Raw genomic sequence first — 22,145 nt, 5'->3', positions numbered from 1 at the left:
GAATCGTTTCAGCCGTGGACGAGGGGGCGCCGGACCGCCGAATGAACAACCGGCGAAGATCACGTGCGCCGGGCCCGTGCGGCCCGGTCAGTTTTCGAGAAGCGCGGGCGAGCCGCCCGCCCATACCGTCGACGGCATGAACTCCATCGACTCCGTCACCCTGGAGGTGGCCGACATCGAGGCGGCCGCCCGCTTCTACTCCGCCGCCTTCGCCCTGGACCCGTCGCGGGTCCGCCTGCGCGCCTCCCAGGCCCCCACCACCGGCTTCCGCGGCTTCACCCTGTCGCTCGTGGTGTCCCAGCCGGGCAACGTCGACGCCCTCGTCGGCGCCGCCCTCGACGCCGGCGCCACCGCCCTCAAGCCCGCCGCGAAGTCGCTGTGGGGCTACGGCGGCGTCGTCCAGGCCCCGGACGGCACGGTCTGGCAGATCGCGACGTCGGCGAAGAAGGACACCGGCCCGGTCACCCGGGACGTCGACGAGATCGTGCTCCTGCTGGGCGTCGAGGACGTGAAGGCCAGCAAGCGGTTCTACGTCGGGCAGGGCCTCACCGTGGGCAAGAGCTTCGGCGGCAAGTACGTCGAGTTCGCCGCCGGGCCGGGCACCGTCAAGCTGTCCCTGTACAAGCGCCGCGGCCTCGCCAAGGTCGCGGGCGCCCCCGCCGACGGCACCGGTTCCCACCGGCTCGTGCTCTCCGGTGCCGACCGCCCGTTCAGCGACCCGGACGGGTTCGTCTGGGAACCCACCGCCCCGCTGGCGGTCGCCGGCTGATCGCGCGTGCAGGGCTCTCGGGGCCGACGACGCCACGGAACGGGCCCCGGGAGCCGGTGAGCCGGTTCCCGCGGTCGCCCGGGCCGGTGCCCGTGGTCACCGCGCCGGTACGGCCGGGCGCCGCCCGGGCCGGGGCGACACCGCGCAGGGCCGGGGCGACACCGCACAGGGCGGCCGCGACACCGCGCAAGGCCGCGGCGACGACTGGGCGGAAAATCACCGTTCCGGACCCCTTCCCGCCCCCGTCGGCCGGTGGGGCCGCCCACCGTGGAAGCAGCGGGAATTCCGCCTTCCGTGAGCGAATTATCGATTCGGCTGCGTTTCTCTTTCCCCATCCGCCCCTGGTGGACCACCGGTCCGTCGTGAGTAATACGGGCAAGTCGAATTCCCGTCGAGCAGTGCGATCGCCGCTTTTTGGACTTTGTCCGCGAAACGATCCGGGAAACCGTTTCTCCATCTCTACGATCGCAAGCTATGACCGACCATTCACGGGAAAACTCCGCCACCCGTGCACGCTGGCAGACCTGTCTCCGACTTGCCCGCGAACTCCTGCTCGTCGGCCCGGACGGCAGGGACCTCAAGCTCGACTACCTCCACACCCTGATCGACACGGGCCGTCTCGGCACCACCCGCCACCCGCGCAAGAAGATCCTCGTCGTCGGCGCCGGCATCACCGGCCTCGTCGCGGGCCGTCTGCTCAAGGACGCCGGCCACGACGTCACGATCCTCGAGGCCAACGCCGACCGGGTCGGCGGACGCATCAAGACCTTCCGCGCCACCAAGCACCACCAGCCCTTCGCCGACCCGGCCCAGTACGCCGAGGCCGGTGCCATGCGGCTGCCCGACTTCCACCCGCTCGTCCTCGCCCTCGTCGACAAGCTCGGCCTCGGCCGCCGCCAGTTCTACAACGTGGACGTGGACCCCTCCACCGGCAGCGGCCCCGACGTCCCCGTCCCGCCGGTGACGTACACCTCCTTCACCGGACGGACGTGGACCTACGGCGACGACAGCCCCGACTTCCGCGAACCCGACAAGCGCGGCAACTCCTGGATCCGCGCCAACCGCGTCCAGGTGCGGCGGGCCGACTACGCCGCCGGTCCCGAACGGATCAACGAGGGCTTCCACCTCACCGACGACGAGGTCCGCGCCCCCGTCGTGAAGATGGTCGACGACGCGCTGGAGAGCGTGCGCGACTACTACTCCGACGTCGTCGACGGAAAGCGCGTCAACAAACCGTTCGACGAATGGGTCGAGGGCTGGGCCCGGGTGATCCGCGACTTCGACGGCTACTCGATGGGCGGATTCCTGCGCGACCACGCCGGGCTCAGCGACGAGGCGATCGAGGCCGTCGGAACGCTGGAGAACATGTCCTCACGGCTGCACCTCTCCTTCTTCCACAGCTTCCTGAGCCGCAGCGACATCAACCCCACCGTCCGCTACTGGGAGATACCGGGAGGCAGTTGGCGCCTGCCGCACGCCCTCCACCAGGGCCTGCGCGACGAGGTGCGGCTCGGCCACCGCATGATCCGCCTCGAGTACCACGACCCCAGCCGCGACACCGACCCCGAGGGCACCGGAGCCGTCGGCCCCGACGGCTGGGGCGTGGCCGTGCAGACCGTCGCCGAGAACGACCCCCAGGCCCCGCCGCGCCTGTGGACCGCGGACCTGGCGATCGTCACCGTCCCGTTCTCCGCCCTGCGCTTCGTGGAGATCGTCCCCTCGATGTCGTACAAGAAGCGCCGCGCGGTCATCGAGACCCACTACGACCAGGCCACCAAGGTGCTGCTGGAGTTCAGCCACCGGTGGTGGGAGTTCACCGAGGACGACTGGCGCGACGAGCTGGAGGGCATCGCGCCGGGCCTGTACGAGTACTACCGGCTCGGCGCCGACCAGGGCGCCCGGACCCGCGTCACCCTCCCCGACCCGGAGGCCGGCCTGCTCGGTGCCGCGGTCAAGGACAGCGGCGTCACCGAGGAGATGCGGCGGATCGACGGCACCATGCCGCTGCGCGGCCCGGCCGTCCGCCCCGCCACCCACAGCTTCGGCGGGGGCTCCGCCACCGACAACCCCAACCGGTTCATGTACTACCCCTCGCACCGGGTCGAGGGCAGCACCGGCGGCGTCGTGCTCGCCTCGTACTGCTGGTCCGACGACGCCGCCCGCTGGGACTCCATGCGCCCCGCCGAGCGCTACGTCTACGCCCTGCGCAACCTCCAGGCCCTGCACGGCCGCCGCATCGAGGTGTTCTTCAGCGGCCGGGGCGCCACCAAGAGCTGGGCCCGCGACCCGTACGCCTTCGGTGAGGCCGCCATCTACACCGCGCACCAGATGACCAGCTTCCACCTGGACGTCTCCCGGCCCGAGGGCCCCGTGCACTTCGCCGGGGAGCACACCTCCCTCAAACACGCCTGGATCGAGGGCGCCCTGGAGAGCGCCGTCCGGGCCGCCGTCGCCGTCCACCACGCCCCGCCGGTCACCGTCCCGGGACCGGACAGGGAGGAGAACTCGTCGTGATCGCGATCAACCCCGGGTGCACGGTCGCCCGCTACCTCGCCCGGCGCCTGGCCGAGCTGGGCATCACCCACCTGTTCGGCGTCCCCGGCAACCACCTCGGCCCGTTCCTGACCGCGCTGCACGCCGAGGGCGACATCGAGTGGGTCGGCACCCCCACCGAGGGCGGCGCGGGCCAGGCCGCCGACGCCTACGCCCGCATCCACGGCGTCGGCGCGGCCGCGGTCACCTACAGCGTGGGCGCGTTCAACCTCCTCAACGCCTGCGGCGGCGCCTACGTCGAACGGGTCCCGCTCGTCGCCGTCAACGCCTCCCCGCCCTACGAGCAGTGGCAGAACCAGCGCGCCCTCGGCCTGCTCACCTCCCACATGAGCCCCCGCACGGAGAGCAACCTGGAGGTCTACCGGCAGGTCACCGTGGACGCGCAGGTCATCTCCAACCCGGGCCTCGCCCCCGGCCAGATCGACGCCGCGCTCACCGCCTGCCTGACCGAGCGCCGACCGGTCTACCTGGAGGTCATGGAGGACCTGTGGGACGAGCCCTGCGCCGAGCCCCAGGAGCCGATCAGCCGCCGCGAGCGGCCGCTCGGCGCACGCGGCCAGACCATGCTCGACAGCGCCGTCGCCGCGATCCTCACCCTGATCGAGGAGCATCCCGGTCCGGACGGCAGGCCCCGCCCGGTCGTGTGGGCCGGCGAGGAGATCGACCGGTTCCGCCTGGGCGCGCGGCTCACCGACCTGGTCGAGGCCACCGGGGTGCCGTTCTGCACCACCGTCGGCGCCAAGGCCGTCGTCGACGAGGACCTGCCGCAGTTCCACGGCGTGTACAACGGCCACGCCAGCCATCCGGACGTGCACTGGGTCTTCAAGGACTGGGCCACCTGCCGCATCGGGCTCGGCGCCTGGTCCACCTCGAAGAACCTCGGCGGCGAGCAGTGCGTCGGCGACGACTGGGTGATGGCCGCGAACGGCGGCGTCAGCGTCGGCACCTCCTACTTCCCCGACGTCCAGCTCGAACAGCTGCTGCCCGCCCTCCAGGACGCCCTGGTGAAGGCGTACGGCTCCGACGGCCTTGCCGCCGACTACTACGCCGAGGCCCACGCCCACCACGGAGCGCCCGAGGACCGCCCCGCCGCCCTGGAACACCACCGGGCCTCCCTCCACCTCAGCGGCTCGCGCTCCCGGCGCCGGGGACACCCCGGGCACCTCACCTACGACGGCGTGTTCGACCGGATCAACCACTTCCTGGCCCGCGAGACCCGGGACGACTGGACGGTCGTCTCCGACGCCGCCTTCTCCCTCATCGGCTCGATGAACCTGTCGCTGCCCGCGGGCGGGTTCCTGTCCCAGGTCAGCTGGCTGTCCATCGGCTGGTCGGTCGGCGCGGCCACCGGCGCCGCGCTGGCCCCCGAGCGCACGCCCGCCCGCCCGATGGTGTTCGTCGGCGACGGCGCCTTCCAGGAGACCTGCCAGGAGATCTCCACCCACACCCGGCTCGGGCTGCGCTCGGTGGTGTTCGTCATGGACAACGGGCACTTCTACGGCATCGAGCAGATGCTGGTCCACCCGTCCTACTACGCCGGGAACGACCAAGCCGACCGGTCCGGCCAGGCCGACCGGCCCGACCCGGACTTCTACAACGTGCTCCACCCCTGGCACTACGACCGCCTCGCCGCCGTGTTCGCCGGCCGGGACACCCCGGCGAACGGGGTCGCCGTCGCGGACACCGCGGAGCTGGACGACCTGCTGGCCCGCCTCACCGACCCCGCCGACCCGGTCAACGCCGGACCGCTGCTGGTCCGCGTCCGCCTGCGCCGGCACGACTACCCGCGGGCGATGGCGTACAAGGTGCCGAAGCCCGGCACGACCGTCTGACGGGCCGCCCGGACCGTCAGGGAGCAGAGAGCACGACCCGTATCCGAAGGGGGCAGGACATGGCCGAAATCAACGTGATGATCGCGTTCGACGCGGCGACGATCGTCGAACGGAACCCCAACGCGTCGAAGAACCCCGACGCGCCGACCTACGCCGACGAGAGCCTGATCTACATGACCACGCGTCAGGATCACATCATCGGCACGTCGGGCGCCGAGCTGAACCTCCGGGCCGAGCCCGGGGACAGCGTCAAGTGGCGGGAGACGACGCTGTCGCTCGGCAGTGACTACAAGGCACTCCTGTACCGGTACGTGAGCAACGACAACCAGCACGTGCTCATCAGGACGCCGGAGATCGAGGTGGTCCAGGGCGTCTACCCGATGCCGCAGGAGGGGACCGAGGGCACGCCGGCGTTCACGGTCCAGGAGTACGAGGACCACTACTGGCGGACGACGGTCAAGAGGACCGGCAAGGTCGTGTACCACTTCTACTTCCAGATCCTGGACCGTCACCGCAATCTGATGGGCTACTTCCAGTGGGACCCCTTCATCACCATCGAGCGGCCCTGACGGCCCCCGATGAACGCCGGTCCCTCCGCGACGTGGCGCTCGCGGAGGGACCGCGGCCTCAGCGCACCGGGAAGCCGAAGGAGTAGCCCTGCTCCTTGAGCCAGGGCAGGACGCGGCGCAGGGCTTCGACGGTCTGGGAGCGGTCGCCTCCGGCGTCGTGGAAGAGGAGCGTCGGCCCGTTGGGGAGCTCCCGCTCGACGGTGGCGACGATGGCGTCCGCGCCCGGCCGCTCGAAGTCCTTGGTGTCCACGTTCCAGCCCAGCGGGCGCATGCCCCGGGAGGCGGCGAGCTCGCGGCTGTAGGGGGTGAAGGCGCCGCCGGGTGCCCGGTAGTACACGGGCCGTACGCCTCCCGACGCCTCGGTGATCATGCGCTCGGCGTCGAGGATCTCCTTCGACTGGTAGGCCTCGGACTTCTTGTCCATGGCGGTGTCGTGCGACACCGCGTGGTCGCACAGCCGGTGTCCGGCCGCGACCAGTTCCTTCACGAGGTCCGGGTGGGCCTGCGCCTGCGTCCCCGTCACGCAGAACGTGGCCTTCACTCCGAACTCGCGCAGCACGTCGAGCACCTGAGGGGTCCACACGGGGTCGGGGCCGTCGTCGATGGTGATGTTGACGCCGCGCGGCCCCTTGTCCGAGGCGTGCACGATGGTGACGTCGACCGGCTCTACGCCACTGCCCGGCGTGGCCGACGCGGTCGCCGCCGGCGACGGGCCGCCCACGGAGCCGGCCTGCGCGGTCCACACCGAGGCGCCGACGGCGAGCACCGTCACGCCGAGCGCCGCCCCGACCACCTTGCCGTACCAGCCACGCCCGCCACCGTGCCGTGCCATGTCCGCCCCGCTTTCCCGCCGTTGCCCGTCGAACCCTCGGTCGCTTCTAGACCACCTGACAGGACGGAGAACGGCGGCCGGGGGATGCGTCTGTTACCGATCACGGACGATCCCGGCGGAGTTCGCGGACAACTCGGCGTCTGACAACTCGGCGTGCGGACGACGCGACGCGGCGGCCGGTGCGGGCCGGTGGCCCGGTCCCGCCCGCTTCGCCCGCCGTCCTGCCGCCGACGCCGACGCCGTCAGCTGGCGAGACGTAGCGTCTTGCGTGACCGTGCCGCGTGGGCTATCTTCCAGGGAAGCGAGACGCGACGTCTCGTATCGCTTCGCTCCCGTTTCTCGTATCTCCGTTCCCGGACGAAAGAAGACCCCACTTGATCCGTACGCCCGCAGCACCGTCCGCCGCACGCACCACCGTCTCCCAGCTCACCGTCACCGACGTCAGCAAGCGCTACGGCCACCACCTCGTCCTGGACCGCGTGTCCTTCACGGTCCGGCCCGGGGAGAAGGCGGGCGTCATCGGCGACAACGGCTCCGGCAAGTCCACACTGCTACGGCTCCTCGCCGGCACGGTGCGGCCCGACAACGGCGAGGTCCGCGTCGTGGCACCGGGCGGCACAGGGCACCTGGCGCAGACACTCGACCTGCCGGAGACGGCGCGCGTCGGCGACGCCATCGACCTGGCCCTGGCCGAACTGCGCACCCTGGAACGGCGGATACGGGCGACCGGCGCCGCGCTCCAAGGCGCCGACCCGGCCGTGCACGACCGGTACGCCGTGCTCGAGGCGGAGTTCGAGGCGCGCGGCGGATACGACGCGGACCGCCGGGTCGACGTCGCTCTGCGCCACCTCGGAGAACCGGCCGGTCTGGACCGCTCGCGGCGGATCGGCACCCTCTCCGGCGGTCAGCGCTCCCGCCTCGCCCTGGCCGCGACGCTCGCCTCGGCGCCCGAGCTGCTGCTGCTGGACGAGCCCACGAACGACCTGGACGACGAGGCCGTGGCCTGGCTGGAGGACCGGCTGCGTGCTCACCGGGGCACCCTCGTCGCCGTCACCCACGACCGGACGTTCCTCGACCGGGTCACCGACACCGTTCTGGAGGTCGACCCGTGCACCCGGGCGGTTCGCCGCTACGGCGACGGCTACCCGGGATACCTCGTCGCCAAGTCCGCCGAACGCGCCGCGCAGGAGCGGGAGTACGAGCAGTGGCGCACCGAGGTGGCCCGCCAGTCCCGGCTCGCCGACTCGCACATCGGCCGCCTCGAAGCGATCCCGCGCAAAGGGCCCTGGGCCTTCAGTGGCGCGGGCGCGTTCAGGGCCCGCTCACGCGCCCACGGTGCCATGAGCCGCATCCGCAACGCACGCGAGCGGCTGCAGCGGCTCACCGACAACCCGGTGCCCGCACCCCCCGAGCCGTTGCGGTTCTCCGCGGACATCGGGGGATCGGCGGACCGTGCGGTGGAGGTGGGAAACCTGCGCGTGCCGGGGCGCCTGGTACTGGACTCGCTCCATGTTCCCGCGAGCGGCCGGCTCCTGGTGACCGGTCCCAACGGTGCGGGCAAGACCACGCTCCTGCGCGTCCTGGCGGGCGAACTGGCACCGGAGCCGGGTGCCACGGTGCGACGGCCCGCGCGGGTCGGAATCCTGCGCCAGGTGGCGGCCCCGGCCCCTCCCGGAGAGGAGAGCCGCTCCCTGCTCGCGGCCTTCGGCGAGGACCGCGCCGACGAACTGCTGGCCCTGGGCCTGTTCCGTGCGGCCGACCTGCCCCGGCCCGTACGGGACCTGTCCACCGGCCAGCGCCGCCGCCTCGAACTCGCCCGCCTGGTCACGGGCTCGCACGACCTGCTCCTGCTGGACGAACCGACCAACCATCTCTCGCCCTCCCTGGTGGAGGACCTCCAGACCGCCCTCACCTCCTACGAAGGCACGCTCATCGTCGTCACCCACGACCGCCGGCTGCGGTCCGCCCTGCCGGGACCCGCTCTGGAGATCGCACCGGCCGGCTGACCGGCCGATGCGGGCGGCCGCGAAGCGCCGGGGCGGGAGGTGACGCCCTGTCCGCTCCTCCGGAATGTCCCGGCGCTCGGGGCCGGCAGGTCTGCTTCTGACGTTCGACGCCGACCTCACGGACATCGAACCGGCCGAGCTCAGACAGGCGCTGCGCTCCCTGCGCACCCGCATCGACGACGGACTCGGGCGTGACGCGTGAGTCCCGGGGGGACGGGGGCCACGCCTCCGGGATCTGCCCGCCCGAGGGAGCCTCGGCGCGGGCGGTGCGGAGCGCGGCGGTGCGGCCCGCGGGGCCGCCCGATGACGATGACCTCGCGGATGCGCGTGGCCGTGCTCATGACCGCGGTTCGGGCACGATCTCCTTGATCAGGCCCTCGACCAGCACCTTGATCTCGTCGCGGATCGGGCGGACGGCCTCGACGCCCTGGCCGGCCGGGTCCTCCAGCCGCCAGTCCAGGTACCGCTTGCCGGGGAAGACGGGGCAGGTGTCGCCGCAGCCCATGGTGATGCAGACGTCGGACTCCTTGACCGCGTCCACGGTCAGCATCTTCGGCACCTCGGCGGAGATGTCGATGCCCACCTCGCGCATCGCCTCGACGGCGGCGGGGTTGACGTTCTCGCCCGGGTTCGAGCCGGCGGAACGGACCTCGACGCGGTCCCCGGCCAGGTGGGTCAGCCACGCGGCGGCCATCTGCGAGCGGCCGGCGTTGTGGACACAGACGAACAGCACGGAGGGCTTGTCGGACATCAGGAGGTCTCTCTTGTCTCGCGACGGCATCAGGCGCCCATGACTTCAGCACCCAGTGGTGTCAGTCATCACTGATGTGACAGTATCAGCACATGATGACGTCAGTCGACACTGACCTGATCCGGGTTCTGGCGGACCCGCTCAGGCTGCGAATCGTGACCCTGCTCGCCGAAGAGACGCTGTGCACCACCCACCTCGTGGAGGAGACGGGCGCCCGGCAGACCAACCTCTCCAACCATCTGAGGGTGCTGCGCGAGGCCGGGGTCGTCGAGACGGAGCCGTGCGGCCGCTACACGTACTACAAGATCCGTCCGGACGTCATCGCCTCGCTCGCCGGCCAGTTCGCCGACCTGGCCGAGTCCGCCCGCACCGCCGCCGAGAACAAGAGGGCCTGTCCGTGACCCGCACCGACACACCCGCGACGACCGCCGAGGAGTCCTCCGTCGTCGCGAAGCTGTCGACGCTCGACCGCTTCCTCGCCGTATGGATCCTCATCGCCATGGCCGTGGGCCTCGGCCTGGGCCGAGCCGTCCCGGGCCTGAACGACGCCCTCGCCGAGGTCGAGATCGGCGGCATCTCCCTGCCGATCGCTCTCGGCCTGCTGATCATGATGTATCCGGTCCTGGCCAAGGTCCGCTACGACAAGCTCGACGCCGTCACCGGCGACCGCGGGCTCATGGCCTCGTCCCTGGTGATCAACTGGATCGTCGGCCCGGCGGTGATGTTCGCGCTCGCGTGGATCTTCCTGCCCGACCTGCCGGAGTACCGCACCGGCCTGATCATCGTCGGCCTGGCCCGCTGCATCGCCATGGTCATCATCTGGAACGACCTGGCCTGCGGCGACCGCGAGGCCGCAGCCGTCCTGGTCGCACTCAACAGCGTCTTCCAGGTGCTGGCATTCGGCCTGCTCGGCTGGTTCTACCTCGACCTGCTGCCCGGCTGGCTCGGCCTGGGCGACGGCGAGCACCTGGACATCTCCATGTGGAAGATCGCCCTGAACGTGGTCATCTTCCTCGGCGTCCCGCTGCTGGCCGGCTTCCTCACCCGCCGTATCGGCGAGAAGAAGCTCGGCCGCGAGAAGTACGAGTCCAAGTTCCTGCCGAAGATCGGCCCCTGGGCGCTCTACGGCCTCCTCTTCACGATCGTCATCCTCTTCGCCCTGCAGGGCAGGACCATCACCTCCCAGCCCCTCGACGTCGCCCGCATCGCGCTGCCGCTGCTGGTGTACTTCGCCGTGATGTGGGCCGGGACCTTCCTGCTGGGCAAGGCGATCGGCCTCGCCTACGACCGCACGGCCACCCTCGCCTTCACCGCCGCCGGCAACAACTTCGAGCTAGCCATCGCCGTCGCCATCGCCACCTTCGGCGTGACCTCCGGCCAGGCCCTCTCCGGCGTCGTGGGACCGCTCATCGAGGTGCCCGTCCTGATCGGCCTCGTCTACGTGTCCCTGGCCTGGCGCAAGAGGTTCACCCCGTCCGCCCTGACCACCGAGGGAAGGGACTACTGATGCACTGCCGCGCACAGGGAACGACCGGCACGGCCGTCGGCGTCTGCCACGACTGCGGAGCCGCCGTCCGCCCCGAGCACACGCTCGTCGCCCACCGCGTCGTGCGCGGGCGACCCCTCCTCGGACGACCCGGCCGGATCACGGCCCGCACCGTCCGGTGCACCACGCGCGCGGCGGCACAGGCGGCATGACACAGCACACCGACGTGGTGGTGATCGGCGGCGGCCAGGCAGGGCTCGCCGCCGGCTACCACCTGCGCCGCCGGGGCCTGGGCTTCGTCGTCCTCGACGCCCAGGCCACCCCCGGCGGAGCCTGGCAGCACACCTGGGACTCCCTGCACCTGTTCTCCCCCGCTGCCTTCTCCTCCCTCCCAGGTCGCCTCATGCCGCCGCAACAGGGCGAGGAGTACCCCGAGGCCGGGCACGTGGTGGCCTACCTGAGCGACTACGAGAAGCGGTACGACCTCCCCGTGCGGCGGCCGGTCCGGGTCATCGGCGTGCACGACGACGGACGGCTGCTGAGAGTCGAGACCGACTCCGGCACCTGGCACGCACGCGCGGTGATCAGCGCGACCGGCACCTGGTGGCGCCCCTTCCTCCCCGCCGTCCCGGGCCGCGGGGACTTCGAGGGCCGTCAACTGCACACCGTCTCCTACCGCAGACCGCAGGACTTCGCGGGCCGACGGGTGATCGTCGTCGGAGGCGGCAACTCCGGCGCACAGATCGCCGCCGACCTCGCCCACCACACCGAACTGACCTGGGTGACCCAGCGCCCGCCCCGCTACCTCGCCGACGACATCGACGGCCGCGCCCTCTTCGACGCGGCCACCGCCCGCCGCCGGGCTCTCGACGCCGGCCGCACCGACACGGGAGGCGTCGCCTCGCTCGGCGACATCGTCGCCGTACCGCCGGTCCGTGAGGCTCGCGACGCCGGGCGGCTCAAGGCGTCACCCATGTTCGAACGCCTCGACCGCGACGGCGCCGTCTGGGCCGACGGCACGCGGGCGCCCGCCGACGCGGTCATCTGGTGCACTGGCTTCCGCCCGGCCCTCTCGCACCTGGCGCCCCTTGGTCTGCGCGGCCGGCGCGGGCACATCGCCACGGTGGGCACACGGGTCGCGGACGAGCCACGCCTGCACCTCCTCGGCTACGGCGACTGGACCGGTCCCGCCTCCGCCACCCTCATCGGCGTCGGACGACCGGCTCGCGACGCCGCCCGCGCTGTCGCCGAACTCCTCGACGCCGCAGGATGATCCGCGTGCGATCAGCCGCAAGGGCGCGGACACGGCGATGACGGGCGTGGCCGAGCGGGCTACCGGACGGCCAGCAGTTGCCCCATCGCGGCCAGCACCGACGGCTCGACGCGGTAGTAGACCCAGGTGCCGCGGCGCTCGGAGGTCAGCAGGCCGGCCTCCTTGAGCTTCTTGAGGTGGTGGGAGACGGTCGGCTGGGAGACGCCGACGTCGGAGATGTCGCACACGTAGGCCTCGCCGCCTTCGTGGGAGGCGACGGCCGAGAAGAGGCGTAGCCGTACCGGGTCTCCGAGGGCCTTGAACATGCGGGCTGTCCGCTCGGCCTCCTCGGCGGTGAAGGGGCGCTCGCTCAGCGGCGATGAGCCCTGGGAGGTCTACGTGGTCAAGGCCGACGCCGACACCCTGCCCAAGCAGAGCGCCGACGCCGACGCCACTGCCGAGGAACCGGCCGACACCGCCGGATGATGCTGACCCGCCGATGGCCGACCTCCGCACCAGCGAGGCCGTGACCGGAACAGGGGACCGGTCACGGCCTCGCGCCGCCCTGCCCGCCCTGTGCGTCACCCAGATCACCAGCTGGGGATTCGTCTGCTACGCATTCCCCGTCCTGAACCCCGGATCACCGCCGACACCGCCCGGTCGACGACCGCCACCACCGGCGCCTTCTCCGCCGCCCTGATCGTGTCGGCGCTCGCCGGCATCCCCGTCGGCCGCATCCTCGACCGCCGTGGTCCGCGTCCGGTCATGACCGTGGACTCGGTCCTCGGCGTCACTCTGCTCGCCCGAGGGAGCCTCGGTTGCCTACGCACATGATCCGCAGGAGCCTGTCGGGCGCACCACCGCAACCTGAGCAGCCCCTCTGCCTGCCCTGCGATCGGTTCAGATCTGGCCGAGGTCGATCTCCGCTGCGAAGGGGGCGGTGATCTTCAGGGCGCCGGCGAACACGTCCCCTTCGCGGTACGTCCTCGTCGCGGGATCGAGCAGGTACGTATACACCAGGGGTGTGCCCGTCGCGGCCTGCTCGATACGCCAGTAGAAACCGATCCCGGCTTTGGCGTACTGGTCCACCTTCACGATCCGGTCGGTGGTCTCCGAGCCCGGCGACACCACCTCGGCCACGAGCAGTACGTGGTCGGGCCGGGTGGGCGTGATGTCGATCGTGTCCGCACGGTAGACGATGACGTCGGGGCGGCGGTTGGTCAGCGGGACGTCCTGAAGCCGGACGTCGAAATCCGTGTCGGCGTTCCAGTCGGGACCGGCTGCGGCGTCCAGGGCGTTCGCCAGGAGCCGGGCCAGCCGATTGTGCCGCTTGGAGGCGCTGGGGCTCACGACGACCATTCCGTCCACGATCTCGATGCCGGCGCACTGTTCCTCGGACCACGACTCGTACTCCTCGGCCGTGATCTGCTGGTGCATCCACGCCGGGGCCACCATCTCGGCAGTCATGACACGCCTCCCGGACACTGTGCGGCGGGCCCGATCCCGCGCGACCCAGCGTACTGTTCTCGCTCGTCCGGCGTCCTGCGAAAGGGGCGGGCAAGGAGTCATCGGCGGAGCGGCGTATCGCCACCGTCGGTCAGATCGACGCGCTCGCAGACGTCGTCGGCATCCGCGGCCGGCTCATCGCCTACCTCGACGCCTACGGTCCCATGCGGCCGGAGGAACTGGCCGGCCTCGCCGTCGTGACGTGGGCGTCGACGCGTGCGGGTCGCCGAGCCGGAACGGACCAACGGCAGGCGGGCCCCCGGTCCGACCAAGTCGGATGCGGGTGCTCGCGTCGTCGTCCTCCCGGACTCCCTCCGGAAGGAGCTGAGGCGACACCTCGACTGGTTCGCCGAGAAGGGCCCGGACGGGTTGGGCTTCGTGGCGGAGAAGGGCGCGGCCTTCCGGCGCACGACGTTCGGGCGGAAGCGGCGACGTGCCCGCACGGTCGCCGGTCTGCCGGAGGGCTTGCGCTTCTACGACCTCAGCCACACCGGCCACACGCTCTCGACCCGTTCGGGGGCCACCCTCAAGGAACGGATGGTCCTCGGGTCCGCGATCAGTTGTGCTCCTCGTCGATGGTGACGGCGACCCCGTCCTCGACCTGGACGGCGACAGCGACGCTGCCCTTCTTGGCCGCGGCTTCGAGGTCTTCCTCGGTGCAGGGCGTGACGGTCTCCGCGTCACCGCAGATCCAGCCGGCGCCGTTGATGACGGTGTCGGTGCCGGTGAAGAACGCACGCTCGTCACCGTCACGGCTGAGGGAGTACTTGCCCGGGGCCATGTACCCGAGCGTGCCCGAGAAGAGCCCCGACCTCTCGCCCTCTCCCATACCGTCGCCGCCGCCGTTGCCGCTGTCGGTGTGGTCCTCGATGATGCTGACAGCGACTCCGTCCTTGACGTCGACCGTCGCTCCGAACCCCTTCTTGGCCGCGGCTTCGAGCTCCTCCTCGGTGCACGGCGTGGCGGCCTGGCCGTTCGCGTCACCGCAGATCTTGCCCGCGCCCTCGATGTCGGTGTCCTCGGAGGTGAAGAACGCCTGCTCCGCGTTGTTCGCGTCCGTGACGGTGTACTTGCCGGGGGCGAGGTAGGAGACCGTGCCGACCCACTTGCCCGACACCATGCCGCTCTTCGAGCCCTTCTCGCCCGACTGGGACTCGCTGCCGGTACCGGTGCCGGTGCCACTCCCACCGGCGTCGGACTTCCCCTTGGCGGCCGAGTCCGAGGCCGTGGCCCCGGTCGACTTGCTGCCGTCCTCCGTGTCCTCTCCCTGACAGGCGGTCAGCAGCATCGTCGTGGCCACCAGGGCCGCGGCGGCGAGGACGGACTTGCGGCGGTGCGTGCGAAGCATGATGGGACTCCCCCTGCTGATGGTGATGTGGCCGGGCCGGACTGGTCGTTCCGGCTGGTCTCTGCCTTGTCGATCACCATCCTGAACGGTGTGGCGGCCCCCTGGAAAGCGCGGTTACGGTGTCATGACACTCCTGTCGTGAGCACGGGACGTCGCTCCAATGTCCACGAGCCCATGCGGCACGGCCGCCTCTTCCTCGCCGGTCGGGCGGAAGTGACGGACGTGGCGGAAGGCACGTGAGACCGTCGGCATGTCAGAGGGCTTCCGCTTCTACGATCTCCGCCACACGGGGCGCCCCCTGTCCACGCGCTCCGGGGCCACGCTCAAGGACACCGCGGTCCGTGCCGGACAGTCCGTCGCTCAGGGGCCGGTGCCTGTTGACGGAGGCGGATGGGCTCCTTGCAACTGCGTACGATGCGGTCCCCGGTCAGGGCGGTCCCTGGTCAGGGGCCCCACAGCGCCGTTTCCGGCGCGTGAGTGGTCGAGCAGGGCGGACCGACCGGTCGCCGGATGCAGAAGGCACCCCGAGCACGCGGTGGGATTCCAGTAGTGGGTGAGGGGTCGGAGCAGGTGCACGAGCCGACTCCTGGTCGAGACCATCCGGTCAGGAACTGCCGATGGCTCCAACCGGTGAGCACGACAGGCTGGTGCCGGCTTGGACGTGGTCTCGAAGGCCGGACACCTCCCGGGGCGCGTGCGGATCGATTCGTGATCAGTCTGCGGGCCGTGAATGCGTGCACTGGTGACGTCGTTTGTACGCGGACGGGGCGGGGAGGAGGGAGGTGCCGTTCGTGTCCAGGGGAGAGGGTGCGGGGATGCTGACCGAGTCGCTGATGGCACTGGCCGCGGCGGGCGGTACTGCCGTCGTGCAGGCCGCCGGGACGGAGGCGTGGGGGAGCGTTCGTGGCGGTGTGGTCCGGATGTTCCGGCGCCGTCCGGACCAGGAGGACGCTGTGGACCGCGATCTGCATCGGACGGCGTTGCTCCACGCGTCTGACGACGCGGAGGCGACCAGCCGTCAGGTGAGTCTGTGGGAGGAGCACTTCTCCGCTCTGCTCGGTGACGAGGACGACCGGGTCCGGCAGCCGGCCGAGGCGGAGCTGAGGCGGCTGGTCTCCCTGGTTCCGGGGGTGGCGGACCGGTATCCGGAGCTGAACATCCACGGCAACACCTACAACAAGTCCCCCACGCAGCACGGGAACTACAACCACCAGGAGATCAACTACGGCTCCGACGAGTGAGCCGCGAGCCGGGCATCCCCGGCCCTCCGGGCAGGGGGCGTCAGGACGTCACGCGCCTGACGGGGAACACGTACCACAACAGCCCGCAGCAGACCGGGGACCACAACCAGCAGCACATCCACCTGGCCCGGCCGGTCTGGGTCCAGGCGGTGGGCTGGATGCCCGACGTCGGCCCGTGGATCGACCGGGAACGCGAGACCCGGCAGGTGCTGGCCGGACTCGACCCCGGCCGCGGTGCTGCGGGCCCGGTGGTCGTTCACGGCCCCGCGGGTGTGGGCAAGACTCTCCTGATCCGGGCGGTGGCGCAGGAGGCGAGGCGTGCCGAGCGCCGCTGGTTCAGCGGCGAGCTGCTCATCGAGGCGAACAACCGGCCCGGCGACGGGATGAGCCAAGCACTGCGCCTGCTGGCCGTGGCGCTGGGACGATCTGTGCCCCGGTCGGAAACCCCCGACGAGCAGCGGGCGCTCTACGGCCGTTTCCTGCTCGACCAGGCCCAGAAGCACGGCAAGCCGATGCTGATCGTCGTGGACGGCGCCACCGCCGCCGAACAGGTCACCCCGTTCGTGCCGCCCGGCGGCACCGGTCGGATGCTGGTCACCAGCCGTCGGCAGCTGACCGAACTGGTGGACGAACACGCGGCGTTCCACCCGCTCGACCGGCTCGCGCTCTGCGACGCCGTGGCCCTCCTGGGCGCCGTCGTCGAGCACGCGCTCGTCGGGGACCGGCGGGTCAGCGACGATCCAGAGGGCGCGCGGGCGGTGGCCCAGTTGTGCGACCGGCTGCCGTTCGCCCTCATGCGTGCCGCACACCTTCTCGTCGCGTGCCCGGGCATGTCCGTCGGCAGGCTGCACGACCGGCTCGCCGACTCCTCGAGCCGACTGGCCGAACTGGACACCGGAGACCGGAGCGTGCGCTCCACCCTCGACGAGTCGTACCGGCTGCTCTCGCCCCAGGCCCGGCGACTGCTCCAGCTTCTGCCCCTCCACCCCGGGCCCGACATCGGGGTCCACGCCGTCGCCGCACTCGCCGCGGTCTCGCCGCTCACGGCCGCCAAGCGGCTGAGTGAGCTGCACGGCCTGCGCTTCGTCGAACGAAGCATCGGCTACGACGGGTACCGCTTCGAGTCCCTGGTGCTGCTCTACGCCCGGGAGCACGGCCGGCAGGTCGCCGCCGACGAGCGGGAGGCCGCGTTCTCCCGGCTCATGGACCACTACGAGGTGACCGCCGCGACCGCCGTTCGGAAGCTGCCCGGCGCGCCCCGCCGCCCCCGCCCCGCCGCCTGCGAGGAGCTGTCGCGGAGCCGGGCGCCGTACTCCGCCGCCCGCGCGCGAGAGGCCCTGCGCACGGTCGGCTCCGCGCTCGCCTGGCTGGACGCGGAGCGGCCGAATCTGGTGGCCGCGGTGGTCCGTGCCCAGGACCACCACGAGGAGGCGCGGGAGCGCGCCGTGTCCCTGGCGTCGGGTCTGACCCCGTTCTTCGACCTGCGCAAGCACTGGGACGACTGGCTGCTCGCCCACGGGGTGGCGGCCGGCCTCGCGTCGCGTCTCGGCCTCCGGTCACACCGAAGCCACTTGCTGTGCGAGATCGGCAGGGCGTGTCACCAACGGGGTTTGCTGCGCGAGGCATTGGCCTCCTACCGGCAGGCGGTGGACGCATGGGACCCCCGGGACGGCCGCCCCCACATGGCGGTCTCGCTGATGTACCGGGCGCTGAGCGAGCTGGGCGAGCCCCTGCGGCCCGGTGGCGAGGGCGTCGCCGCGCTCGAGAGCGTGCTGGAGGCGTGCGAGCGGCCCCCCGGGACGACGGACGCCTGCAAGACCGGGCGCGGAATCGCGGCGATCCTCAACAGCCTCGGCGTCGTGGAGGCACGTCACGGAGATGTCCCGCGCGCCCTCGCACTTCACGAGCGGTCGGTGGAACACAGCAGACGCGCCCGCGACAGCCACGGCGAGGGCCAGTCGCTCCTGCATCTGGGGAACGCACAGCTGCACAGCGGCGACCTGCCGTCCGCCCGGGACTCCTACCTGCAGGCCTTCCGTGCCTTCCCGGCCGAGGACGGGTTCAGCCGCGGGCAGGCCGCGTACAACCTGGGGCTCGCCTGGGCCGCGACGGGTCAGGTGCGCGAGACCCGTGACTGGCTGGACACCGCGATCCGGGCCTTCTCCGAGGTCAACCCGGAGGCACAGGGGCACGAAGCGCGGAAGCTGGAGCAGCAGGCACGGCAGGCGCAGCGGGGCATCCGCCGTCTCGTCCGCCGTCGTTCCTCGCTGCGGCGCATCCCCTCGAAGCCGTTCAGCCCTCTCGTCGCCCTGCCGCCGGCCGGCGCCCTCCTCCTGGACAAGATCCCCCCGGACACCGCCGACGGTGTCGGCCCCGGCCTGGCGCTCCGGTTCCCGGACGGCTACGCCGCCTCACACGGCTTGGTCGAGCCGTCCTTCCCGGACGATGCCGTACTCACTGGTCTCCCTGTGGGTACGGTGACCGACGCGACCCCGCCCACCACCACCCCCCTGCCCCTGGACGCGGCGGAGGACCTGCCCGTCCCCCGGTGGACAGGCAGCGACGACCTCGGTGGCCCACGCACCCGCCGCCCGAGCGGTGGCACCCCCCGCTCGTCCGCCGCCACCGACGACGACAGCTCCTCCGACAGCGGGTCCAGCACCTACGACGCCTCTTCCTGGTCCGCGTCCTCATCCTGGTCCTCGTCCTCGTCCTCGTCCTCGTCCGGCGAGAGTTACGGGTCTTCTTCCGGTGACGACTCCGCGTCCGACAACAGCGAGAGCGGCGCGCCCGATTACGGTGACGAGTCCTACTAGCGAGGTGCGGCGGCCCGCCGGCTGTGAACGATCAGGACAACGGACGTAGATGCGCTGCTGCGGCCCGCCACGGCGGTTCGCCGTCTCATGCGCGACCTGCTCGTCATGGTGTGCCGGGGCGTCGGTGCGGACCCGTTCCTCATCCCGGGCGCGGACTGCCGGGCCGGGATCCCGGTCCGTTCTGCCTCGACAGGGCGCCCGGCCACCAGAACCGGCGGCCGAGGTCGTGGGCCGGTACAGGACCGTACGCGCGAGGAAGGTGTCGAGCAGGACGCCGATGCCGACAGGCACGCTCCTCATCTGGACCAGAGCCAGGGGTGACCGCACTTACCGGCCGGGCGGGCCGGGAAGGCGGGCTTGCCGGAAGCTGCCGGAAGCTGCCGGAGCTGACGCGCTCGGCGGGGAAGGCGGCGCGGATCTTCGAGAGTGAGGCGAAGGCGCTGAAGGAGCAAGGACAAGGACTCGGGGCCGTCGACGGGTGCCGGAGGCCGTGTCGTCTCCGGCACCGTCGTCGACGGCGATGTGCGGTCCTCGCGGTCCTGAAAGGGGCTTGCTACGCGGTCTGCGGCTGCAGGAAGCGCGCCAGCAGATCGTCCAGGCTGACCATGCCGGTAAGCCGGCCCGAGCCGTCGCGGACCACGGCGAGCGAGGCCCTGCGTCTGCGCAGCAGCTCGATCGCGTCGGCGACCGTGTCGTCCTCGGTCAGCTCCGGTACCGGTCGGGCCAGTTCGCGGGCGCTCGTGGCACGGCCCCGGGTGCGGGCGACCAATGCGTCGCGGGCGTGGACCGAGCCGAGTACGGCGCCGTCCTCGCCCTCTTCACGGACCAGCAGGCGCGTACGATCGCCGTCGGCCGCGAGACGCAGGATGTCGTCGAGCCCCGCATCACCGTGGACCGACGCGATCTCGTGGGTCGGCACCTGAAGCCCACCCACGGGCAGCTGGGGCTCGGTCAGCGACCGGGTGATCAGCTCCGAGTCGGTCTCGCTGATCAGGCCGAGCCGCTGCGACTCCTCGACGAGGTGCGTGAGCTGTTCCCGGTTGTGGACGGAGGCGAGCTCGTCGCGCGGGGTGACGCGGCACAGGCGTACCAGCGCGTTGCTCATCTTGTTCAGAACGGCGATGAGTGGTCGTACGACCTTCACCACCCCGCGGAAGGCCGGCGAGAGCAGCATCGCCGAGCGCTCGGGGTGGGCGATGGCCCAGGACTTGGGGGCCATCTCGCCGACCACCATGTGCAGGAACACCACGACGATCATCGCGACGGCGAACGCGATGCCGTAGCTGAGACCGCTCGGCAGGCCCAGCCTGTGCAGCAGCGGATCGAGTTCGTGCGAGATCGCGGGCTTGGAGACCGACCCCAGCCCCAGCGTGCACACGGTGATGCCGAGCTGGGCCCCGGCGAGCATCAGTGACAGCTCGCGCATGCCGGTCAGCGCGGCCTTGGCGCCGCGCTGACCCTCGGCCACGGCCTTCTCCATCCGGTGCCGCTTGGCGGCGACCAGGGCGAACTCGGCGGCCACGAAGAACCCGCTGCCGATCAGCAGCAACACGGTGACGAAGAGCGCCATCGGGAAACTCATGCCTGCTCCACCGTCTTCTCCGTCATGCGTTGCAATCGCACCCGCTTGGGCACATGGCGGTCGAGGACGCGGACGTCCATGACCGCCCGGTCGCCGTCGGGCAGTTCTACGGTGATCCGGTCGCCGATCGTCGGGAAGCGGCCGAGCCGGTCCACGATGAGGCCGGCCACGGTGTCGTAGTCGTCCTCCTCGGGAAGCTCGATGCCGGTGGCCTCGGCCACCTCGTCGAGGCGGCGCCCGGCGTCCACCAGCCAGCCTTCCCGGTCGGCCACCGCGATCTCGGTGACGGTGTCGGTCTCGTCGGCGATGTCGCCGACCAGTTCCTCGGCGACGTCCTCGTACGTCACGATGCCCGCGACGCCGCCGTGCTCGTCGAGGACGACGGCGAACTCGTCGTCCTGCTCGCGCATCTGCGTCACGGCATCGGGCAGCGGCAGTGTGTCGGGCAGCAGCAGGGGGCGCCGGGCGACGGCACCGGCGGTCGTCATGGCGAGTCGCTCGGCGGGCAGGCCCATCAGCTCGCGTACGCCCAGCACTCCGGTGATGTCATCAGGGTGGTCTGCGAAGACGGGGTAGTTCGAGTGGCCGTGCTCGGCGATCAGCTCGACGGCCTCGGCGGCGCTCGCGTCCTTGCGCACGAAAACGGCATCCGCGCGCGGCACCATCACCTCGTCGAGGGTGCGCTCGGAGAACTCCAGGGCGTGATCGAGGAGGGCGGCGGTGTCCTTGGGCAGCTCACCCTGTTCGTGGGACTCGCCGATCAGCTGGCTGAGCTCCTCCAGGGTCGCGCCGTGGTGCAGCTCCTCGACCGGCTCGATGCCGATCCTGCGCAGCAGCCGGTTCGCGGCGCCGTCGAAGACCCGCACGACCGGGCCGACGACCTTGAGGTACGCCAGTGTGGACGAGGAGAGGGACTTCGCCAGGCGCTCCGGCACGGCGATCGCGAGGTTCTTCGGGGCCAGCTCGCCCAGCACCATCTGCACGACCGTGGCACCCACGAAGGCGAGTACGACGGAGATGCCGCTGACGGCGCCGTCAGGGATGCCGGTGCCGGACAGCGCCGGCCTGAGCAGCGCGGACACGGACGGCTCGGCGATGAAACCGACGACCAGGCCCGTGACCGTGATGCCCAGCTGCGCGCCGGACAGCATGAACGACAGCCGCTCCAGCACCTTCAGGGCGCGAGCGGCCTTCTTGTCCCCGGCCTCGGCCTCCCGTGCGAGAGCGAGCCGGTCGGCGGAGACGTATGCGAATTCCTGGGCGACGAAATAGCCGGTGCCCGCGGTCAACACCAAGACCGCCAGCAGGCCCAGTACGGCATTCGCGGCACTCATCGAACACCACCCCGCCGCGTGCCGGGCTCAGTGAAAACCTGGCGGGATGGTCGGGGACTGTGCCCCGGGGGGTCCGTCGGTCTGGCGGACAAAGCGTGACTCCTTGATTCCTTGATTCTTTGATTCCTTGTTTCCGTCTGTGAGCGGTGCAACGACTAGGGCTGTATGCACGTTCCCGATCACTGTCCGCCACGGGTCGGTGCGGTGCCAGGCGGGTTGCGGCGGTCAGGCGAACGGACGGGCGGGTCTGCCCGTGCTGCGGACCATC

The 22,145-nt window shown here is 71.4% G+C and carries 19 protein-coding genes and 4 pseudogenes; 16 read left to right on the top strand and 7 right to left on the bottom strand.

What is annotated here, in order from left to right:
* The first annotated feature begins 136 nt into the window (after positions 1 to 136).
* From ACP4J0_RS15635 to ACP4J0_RS15620, 4 genes are all read left to right on the top strand, one after another.
* A complete protein-coding gene (locus ACP4J0_RS15635) occupies positions 137 to 769 on the top strand; it encodes a glyoxalase (RefSeq protein ID WP_426599267.1) in 633 nt (210 codons plus the stop codon).
* Between the two features lie 474 nt (positions 770 to 1,243).
* A complete protein-coding gene (locus tag ACP4J0_RS15630; protein WP_426599266.1) occupies positions 1,244 to 3,283 on the top strand; it encodes a flavin monoamine oxidase family protein in 2,040 nt (679 codons plus the stop codon).
* Positions 3,280 to 5,154 (top strand): alpha-keto acid decarboxylase family protein, encoded by a 1,875-nt coding sequence (locus ACP4J0_RS15625; RefSeq protein ID WP_426599265.1) that lies wholly within the window; start codon positions 3,280 to 3,282, stop codon positions 5,152 to 5,154. The genes ACP4J0_RS15630 and ACP4J0_RS15625 overlap by 4 nt, the downstream gene beginning before the upstream one ends.
* A gap of 59 nt (positions 5,155 to 5,213) precedes the next feature.
* On the top strand, positions 5,214 to 5,723 hold the full coding sequence (locus tag ACP4J0_RS15620; RefSeq protein ID WP_426599264.1) for an inclusion body family protein: 510 nt from the start codon (positions 5,214 to 5,216) through the stop codon (positions 5,721 to 5,723).
* A gap of 58 nt (positions 5,724 to 5,781) precedes the next feature.
* On the opposite strand, the gene ACP4J0_RS15615 is transcribed toward ACP4J0_RS15620, so the two are convergent.
* Positions 5,782 to 6,555: a polysaccharide deacetylase family protein gene (locus ACP4J0_RS15615; protein WP_426599263.1), complete on the bottom strand. Its 774-nt coding sequence runs from the start codon at positions 6,553 to 6,555 to the stop codon at positions 5,782 to 5,784.
* Positions 6,556 to 6,929: 374 nt separating this feature from the next.
* On the opposite strand from ACP4J0_RS15615, the gene abc-f reads away from it, so the two are divergent.
* Together abc-f and ACP4J0_RS15605 are read left to right on the top strand one after the other, a co-directional pair.
* Positions 6,930 to 8,561: a ribosomal protection-like ABC-F family protein gene (gene abc-f / locus ACP4J0_RS15610; RefSeq protein ID WP_426599262.1), complete on the top strand. Its 1,632-nt coding sequence runs from the start codon at positions 6,930 to 6,932 to the stop codon at positions 8,559 to 8,561.
* Positions 8,562 to 8,625: 64 nt separating this feature from the next.
* Positions 8,626 to 8,763 carry a hypothetical protein gene (locus ACP4J0_RS15605; RefSeq protein WP_426599261.1) on the top strand — a complete coding sequence of 46 codons (138 nt, stop codon included), beginning with the start codon at positions 8,626 to 8,628 and terminating at the stop codon, positions 8,761 to 8,763.
* Between the two features lie 135 nt (positions 8,764 to 8,898).
* Here ACP4J0_RS15605 and ACP4J0_RS15600 read toward each other — a convergent pair whose 3' ends face one another.
* Positions 8,899 to 9,312 carry an arsenate reductase ArsC gene (locus tag ACP4J0_RS15600; RefSeq protein WP_426599260.1) on the bottom strand — a complete coding sequence of 138 codons (414 nt, stop codon included), beginning with the start codon at positions 9,310 to 9,312 and terminating at the stop codon, positions 8,899 to 8,901.
* A gap of 92 nt (positions 9,313 to 9,404) precedes the next feature.
* Between ACP4J0_RS15600 and ACP4J0_RS15595 the strand changes: the two genes are divergently transcribed.
* From ACP4J0_RS15595 to ACP4J0_RS15580, 4 genes are read left to right on the top strand one after another with little or no spacing between them, the layout of a single operon-like run.
* Positions 9,405 to 9,713 carry an ArsR/SmtB family transcription factor gene (locus ACP4J0_RS15595; RefSeq protein ID WP_426599259.1) on the top strand — a complete coding sequence of 103 codons (309 nt, stop codon included), beginning with the start codon at positions 9,405 to 9,407 and terminating at the stop codon, positions 9,711 to 9,713.
* Positions 9,710 to 10,819: an ACR3 family arsenite efflux transporter gene (gene arsB / locus ACP4J0_RS15590; protein ID WP_426599258.1), complete on the top strand. Its 1,110-nt coding sequence runs from the start codon at positions 9,710 to 9,712 to the stop codon at positions 10,817 to 10,819. Before ACP4J0_RS15595 ends, arsB begins: the two co-directional genes overlap by 4 nt.
* Positions 10,819 to 11,010 (top strand): hypothetical protein, encoded by a 192-nt coding sequence (locus tag ACP4J0_RS15585; protein ID WP_426599257.1) that lies wholly within the window; start codon positions 10,819 to 10,821, stop codon positions 11,008 to 11,010. Before arsB ends, ACP4J0_RS15585 begins: the two co-directional genes overlap by 1 nt.
* Positions 11,007 to 12,071: an ArsO family NAD(P)H-dependent flavin-containing monooxygenase gene (locus tag ACP4J0_RS15580; RefSeq protein ID WP_426599256.1), complete on the top strand. Its 1,065-nt coding sequence runs from the start codon at positions 11,007 to 11,009 to the stop codon at positions 12,069 to 12,071. The genes ACP4J0_RS15585 and ACP4J0_RS15580 overlap by 4 nt, the downstream gene beginning before the upstream one ends.
* A 59-nt stretch (positions 12,072 to 12,130) precedes the next feature.
* On the opposite strand, the gene ACP4J0_RS15575 is transcribed toward ACP4J0_RS15580, so the two are convergent.
* Positions 12,131 to 12,424 (bottom strand): ArsR/SmtB family transcription factor, encoded by a 294-nt coding sequence (locus tag ACP4J0_RS15575; RefSeq protein ID WP_426599308.1) that lies wholly within the window; start codon positions 12,422 to 12,424, stop codon positions 12,131 to 12,133.
* Between the two features lies 1 nt (position 12,425).
* Between ACP4J0_RS15575 and ACP4J0_RS15570 the strand changes: the two are divergent.
* A pseudogene (locus tag ACP4J0_RS15570) lies at positions 12,426 to 12,536 on the top strand (glyoxalase/bleomycin resistance/dioxygenase family protein); the annotation flags it as partial.
* 13 nt (positions 12,537 to 12,549) lie between these two features.
* A pseudogene (locus tag ACP4J0_RS15565) lies at positions 12,550 to 12,851 on the top strand (MFS transporter); the annotation flags it as partial.
* 99 nt (positions 12,852 to 12,950) lie between these two features.
* On the opposite strand, the gene ACP4J0_RS15560 reads toward ACP4J0_RS15565, so the two are convergent.
* Complete coding sequence (locus tag ACP4J0_RS15560) at positions 12,951 to 13,517, bottom strand: Uma2 family endonuclease (protein ID WP_426599255.1); 567 nt, start codon at positions 13,515 to 13,517, stop codon at positions 12,951 to 12,953.
* Positions 13,518 to 13,597: 80 nt separating this feature from the next.
* Here ACP4J0_RS15560 and ACP4J0_RS15555 point away from each other — a divergent pair.
* A pseudogene (locus ACP4J0_RS15555) lies at positions 13,598 to 14,099 on the top strand (tyrosine-type recombinase/integrase); the annotation flags it as partial.
* A gap of 13 nt (positions 14,100 to 14,112) precedes the next feature.
* On the opposite strand, the gene ACP4J0_RS15550 reads toward ACP4J0_RS15555, so the two are convergent.
* Entirely contained in the window at positions 14,113 to 14,904 is a 792-nt protein-coding gene (locus ACP4J0_RS15550) for a hypothetical protein (RefSeq protein WP_426599254.1), read from the bottom strand.
* Positions 14,905 to 15,121: 217 nt separating this feature from the next.
* On the opposite strand from ACP4J0_RS15550, the pseudogene ACP4J0_RS15545 reads away from it, so the two are divergent.
* The 3 genes and pseudogenes from ACP4J0_RS15545 to ACP4J0_RS15535 all read left to right on the top strand — a co-directional run.
* Positions 15,122 to 15,259 (top strand): annotated as a pseudogene (locus tag ACP4J0_RS15545) (tyrosine-type recombinase/integrase); the annotation flags it as partial.
* A 436-nt stretch (positions 15,260 to 15,695) separates the two neighbouring features.
* Positions 15,696 to 16,145, top strand: coding sequence for a hypothetical protein (locus ACP4J0_RS15540; RefSeq protein ID WP_426599253.1), 450 nt, complete (start codon positions 15,696 to 15,698; stop codon positions 16,143 to 16,145).
* Positions 16,142 to 18,961 carry a tetratricopeptide repeat protein gene (locus ACP4J0_RS15535; protein WP_426599252.1) on the top strand — a complete coding sequence of 940 codons (2,820 nt, stop codon included), beginning with the start codon at positions 16,142 to 16,144 and terminating at the stop codon, positions 18,959 to 18,961. Before ACP4J0_RS15540 ends, ACP4J0_RS15535 begins: the two co-directional genes overlap by 4 nt.
* Positions 18,962 to 19,514: 553 nt before the next feature.
* Here ACP4J0_RS15535 and ACP4J0_RS15530 read toward each other — a convergent pair.
* Positions 19,515 to 20,543 (bottom strand): hemolysin family protein, encoded by a 1,029-nt coding sequence (locus tag ACP4J0_RS15530; RefSeq protein ID WP_426599251.1) that lies wholly within the window; start codon positions 20,541 to 20,543, stop codon positions 19,515 to 19,517.
* Positions 20,540 to 21,877, bottom strand: coding sequence for a hemolysin family protein (locus tag ACP4J0_RS15525; RefSeq protein ID WP_426599250.1), 1,338 nt, complete (start codon positions 21,875 to 21,877; stop codon positions 20,540 to 20,542). Before ACP4J0_RS15525 ends, ACP4J0_RS15530 begins: the two co-directional genes overlap by 4 nt.
* Between the last annotated feature and the right edge of the window lie 268 nt (positions 21,878 to 22,145).

This window comes from Streptomyces sp. WG7 (assembly GCF_049975785.1).
GTDB lineage: Bacteria > Actinomycetota > Actinomycetes > Streptomycetales > Streptomycetaceae > Streptomyces.
Note: the sequence above shows the minus strand (reverse complement) of the source record. Positions and strands in the feature narration are given on the sequence as shown.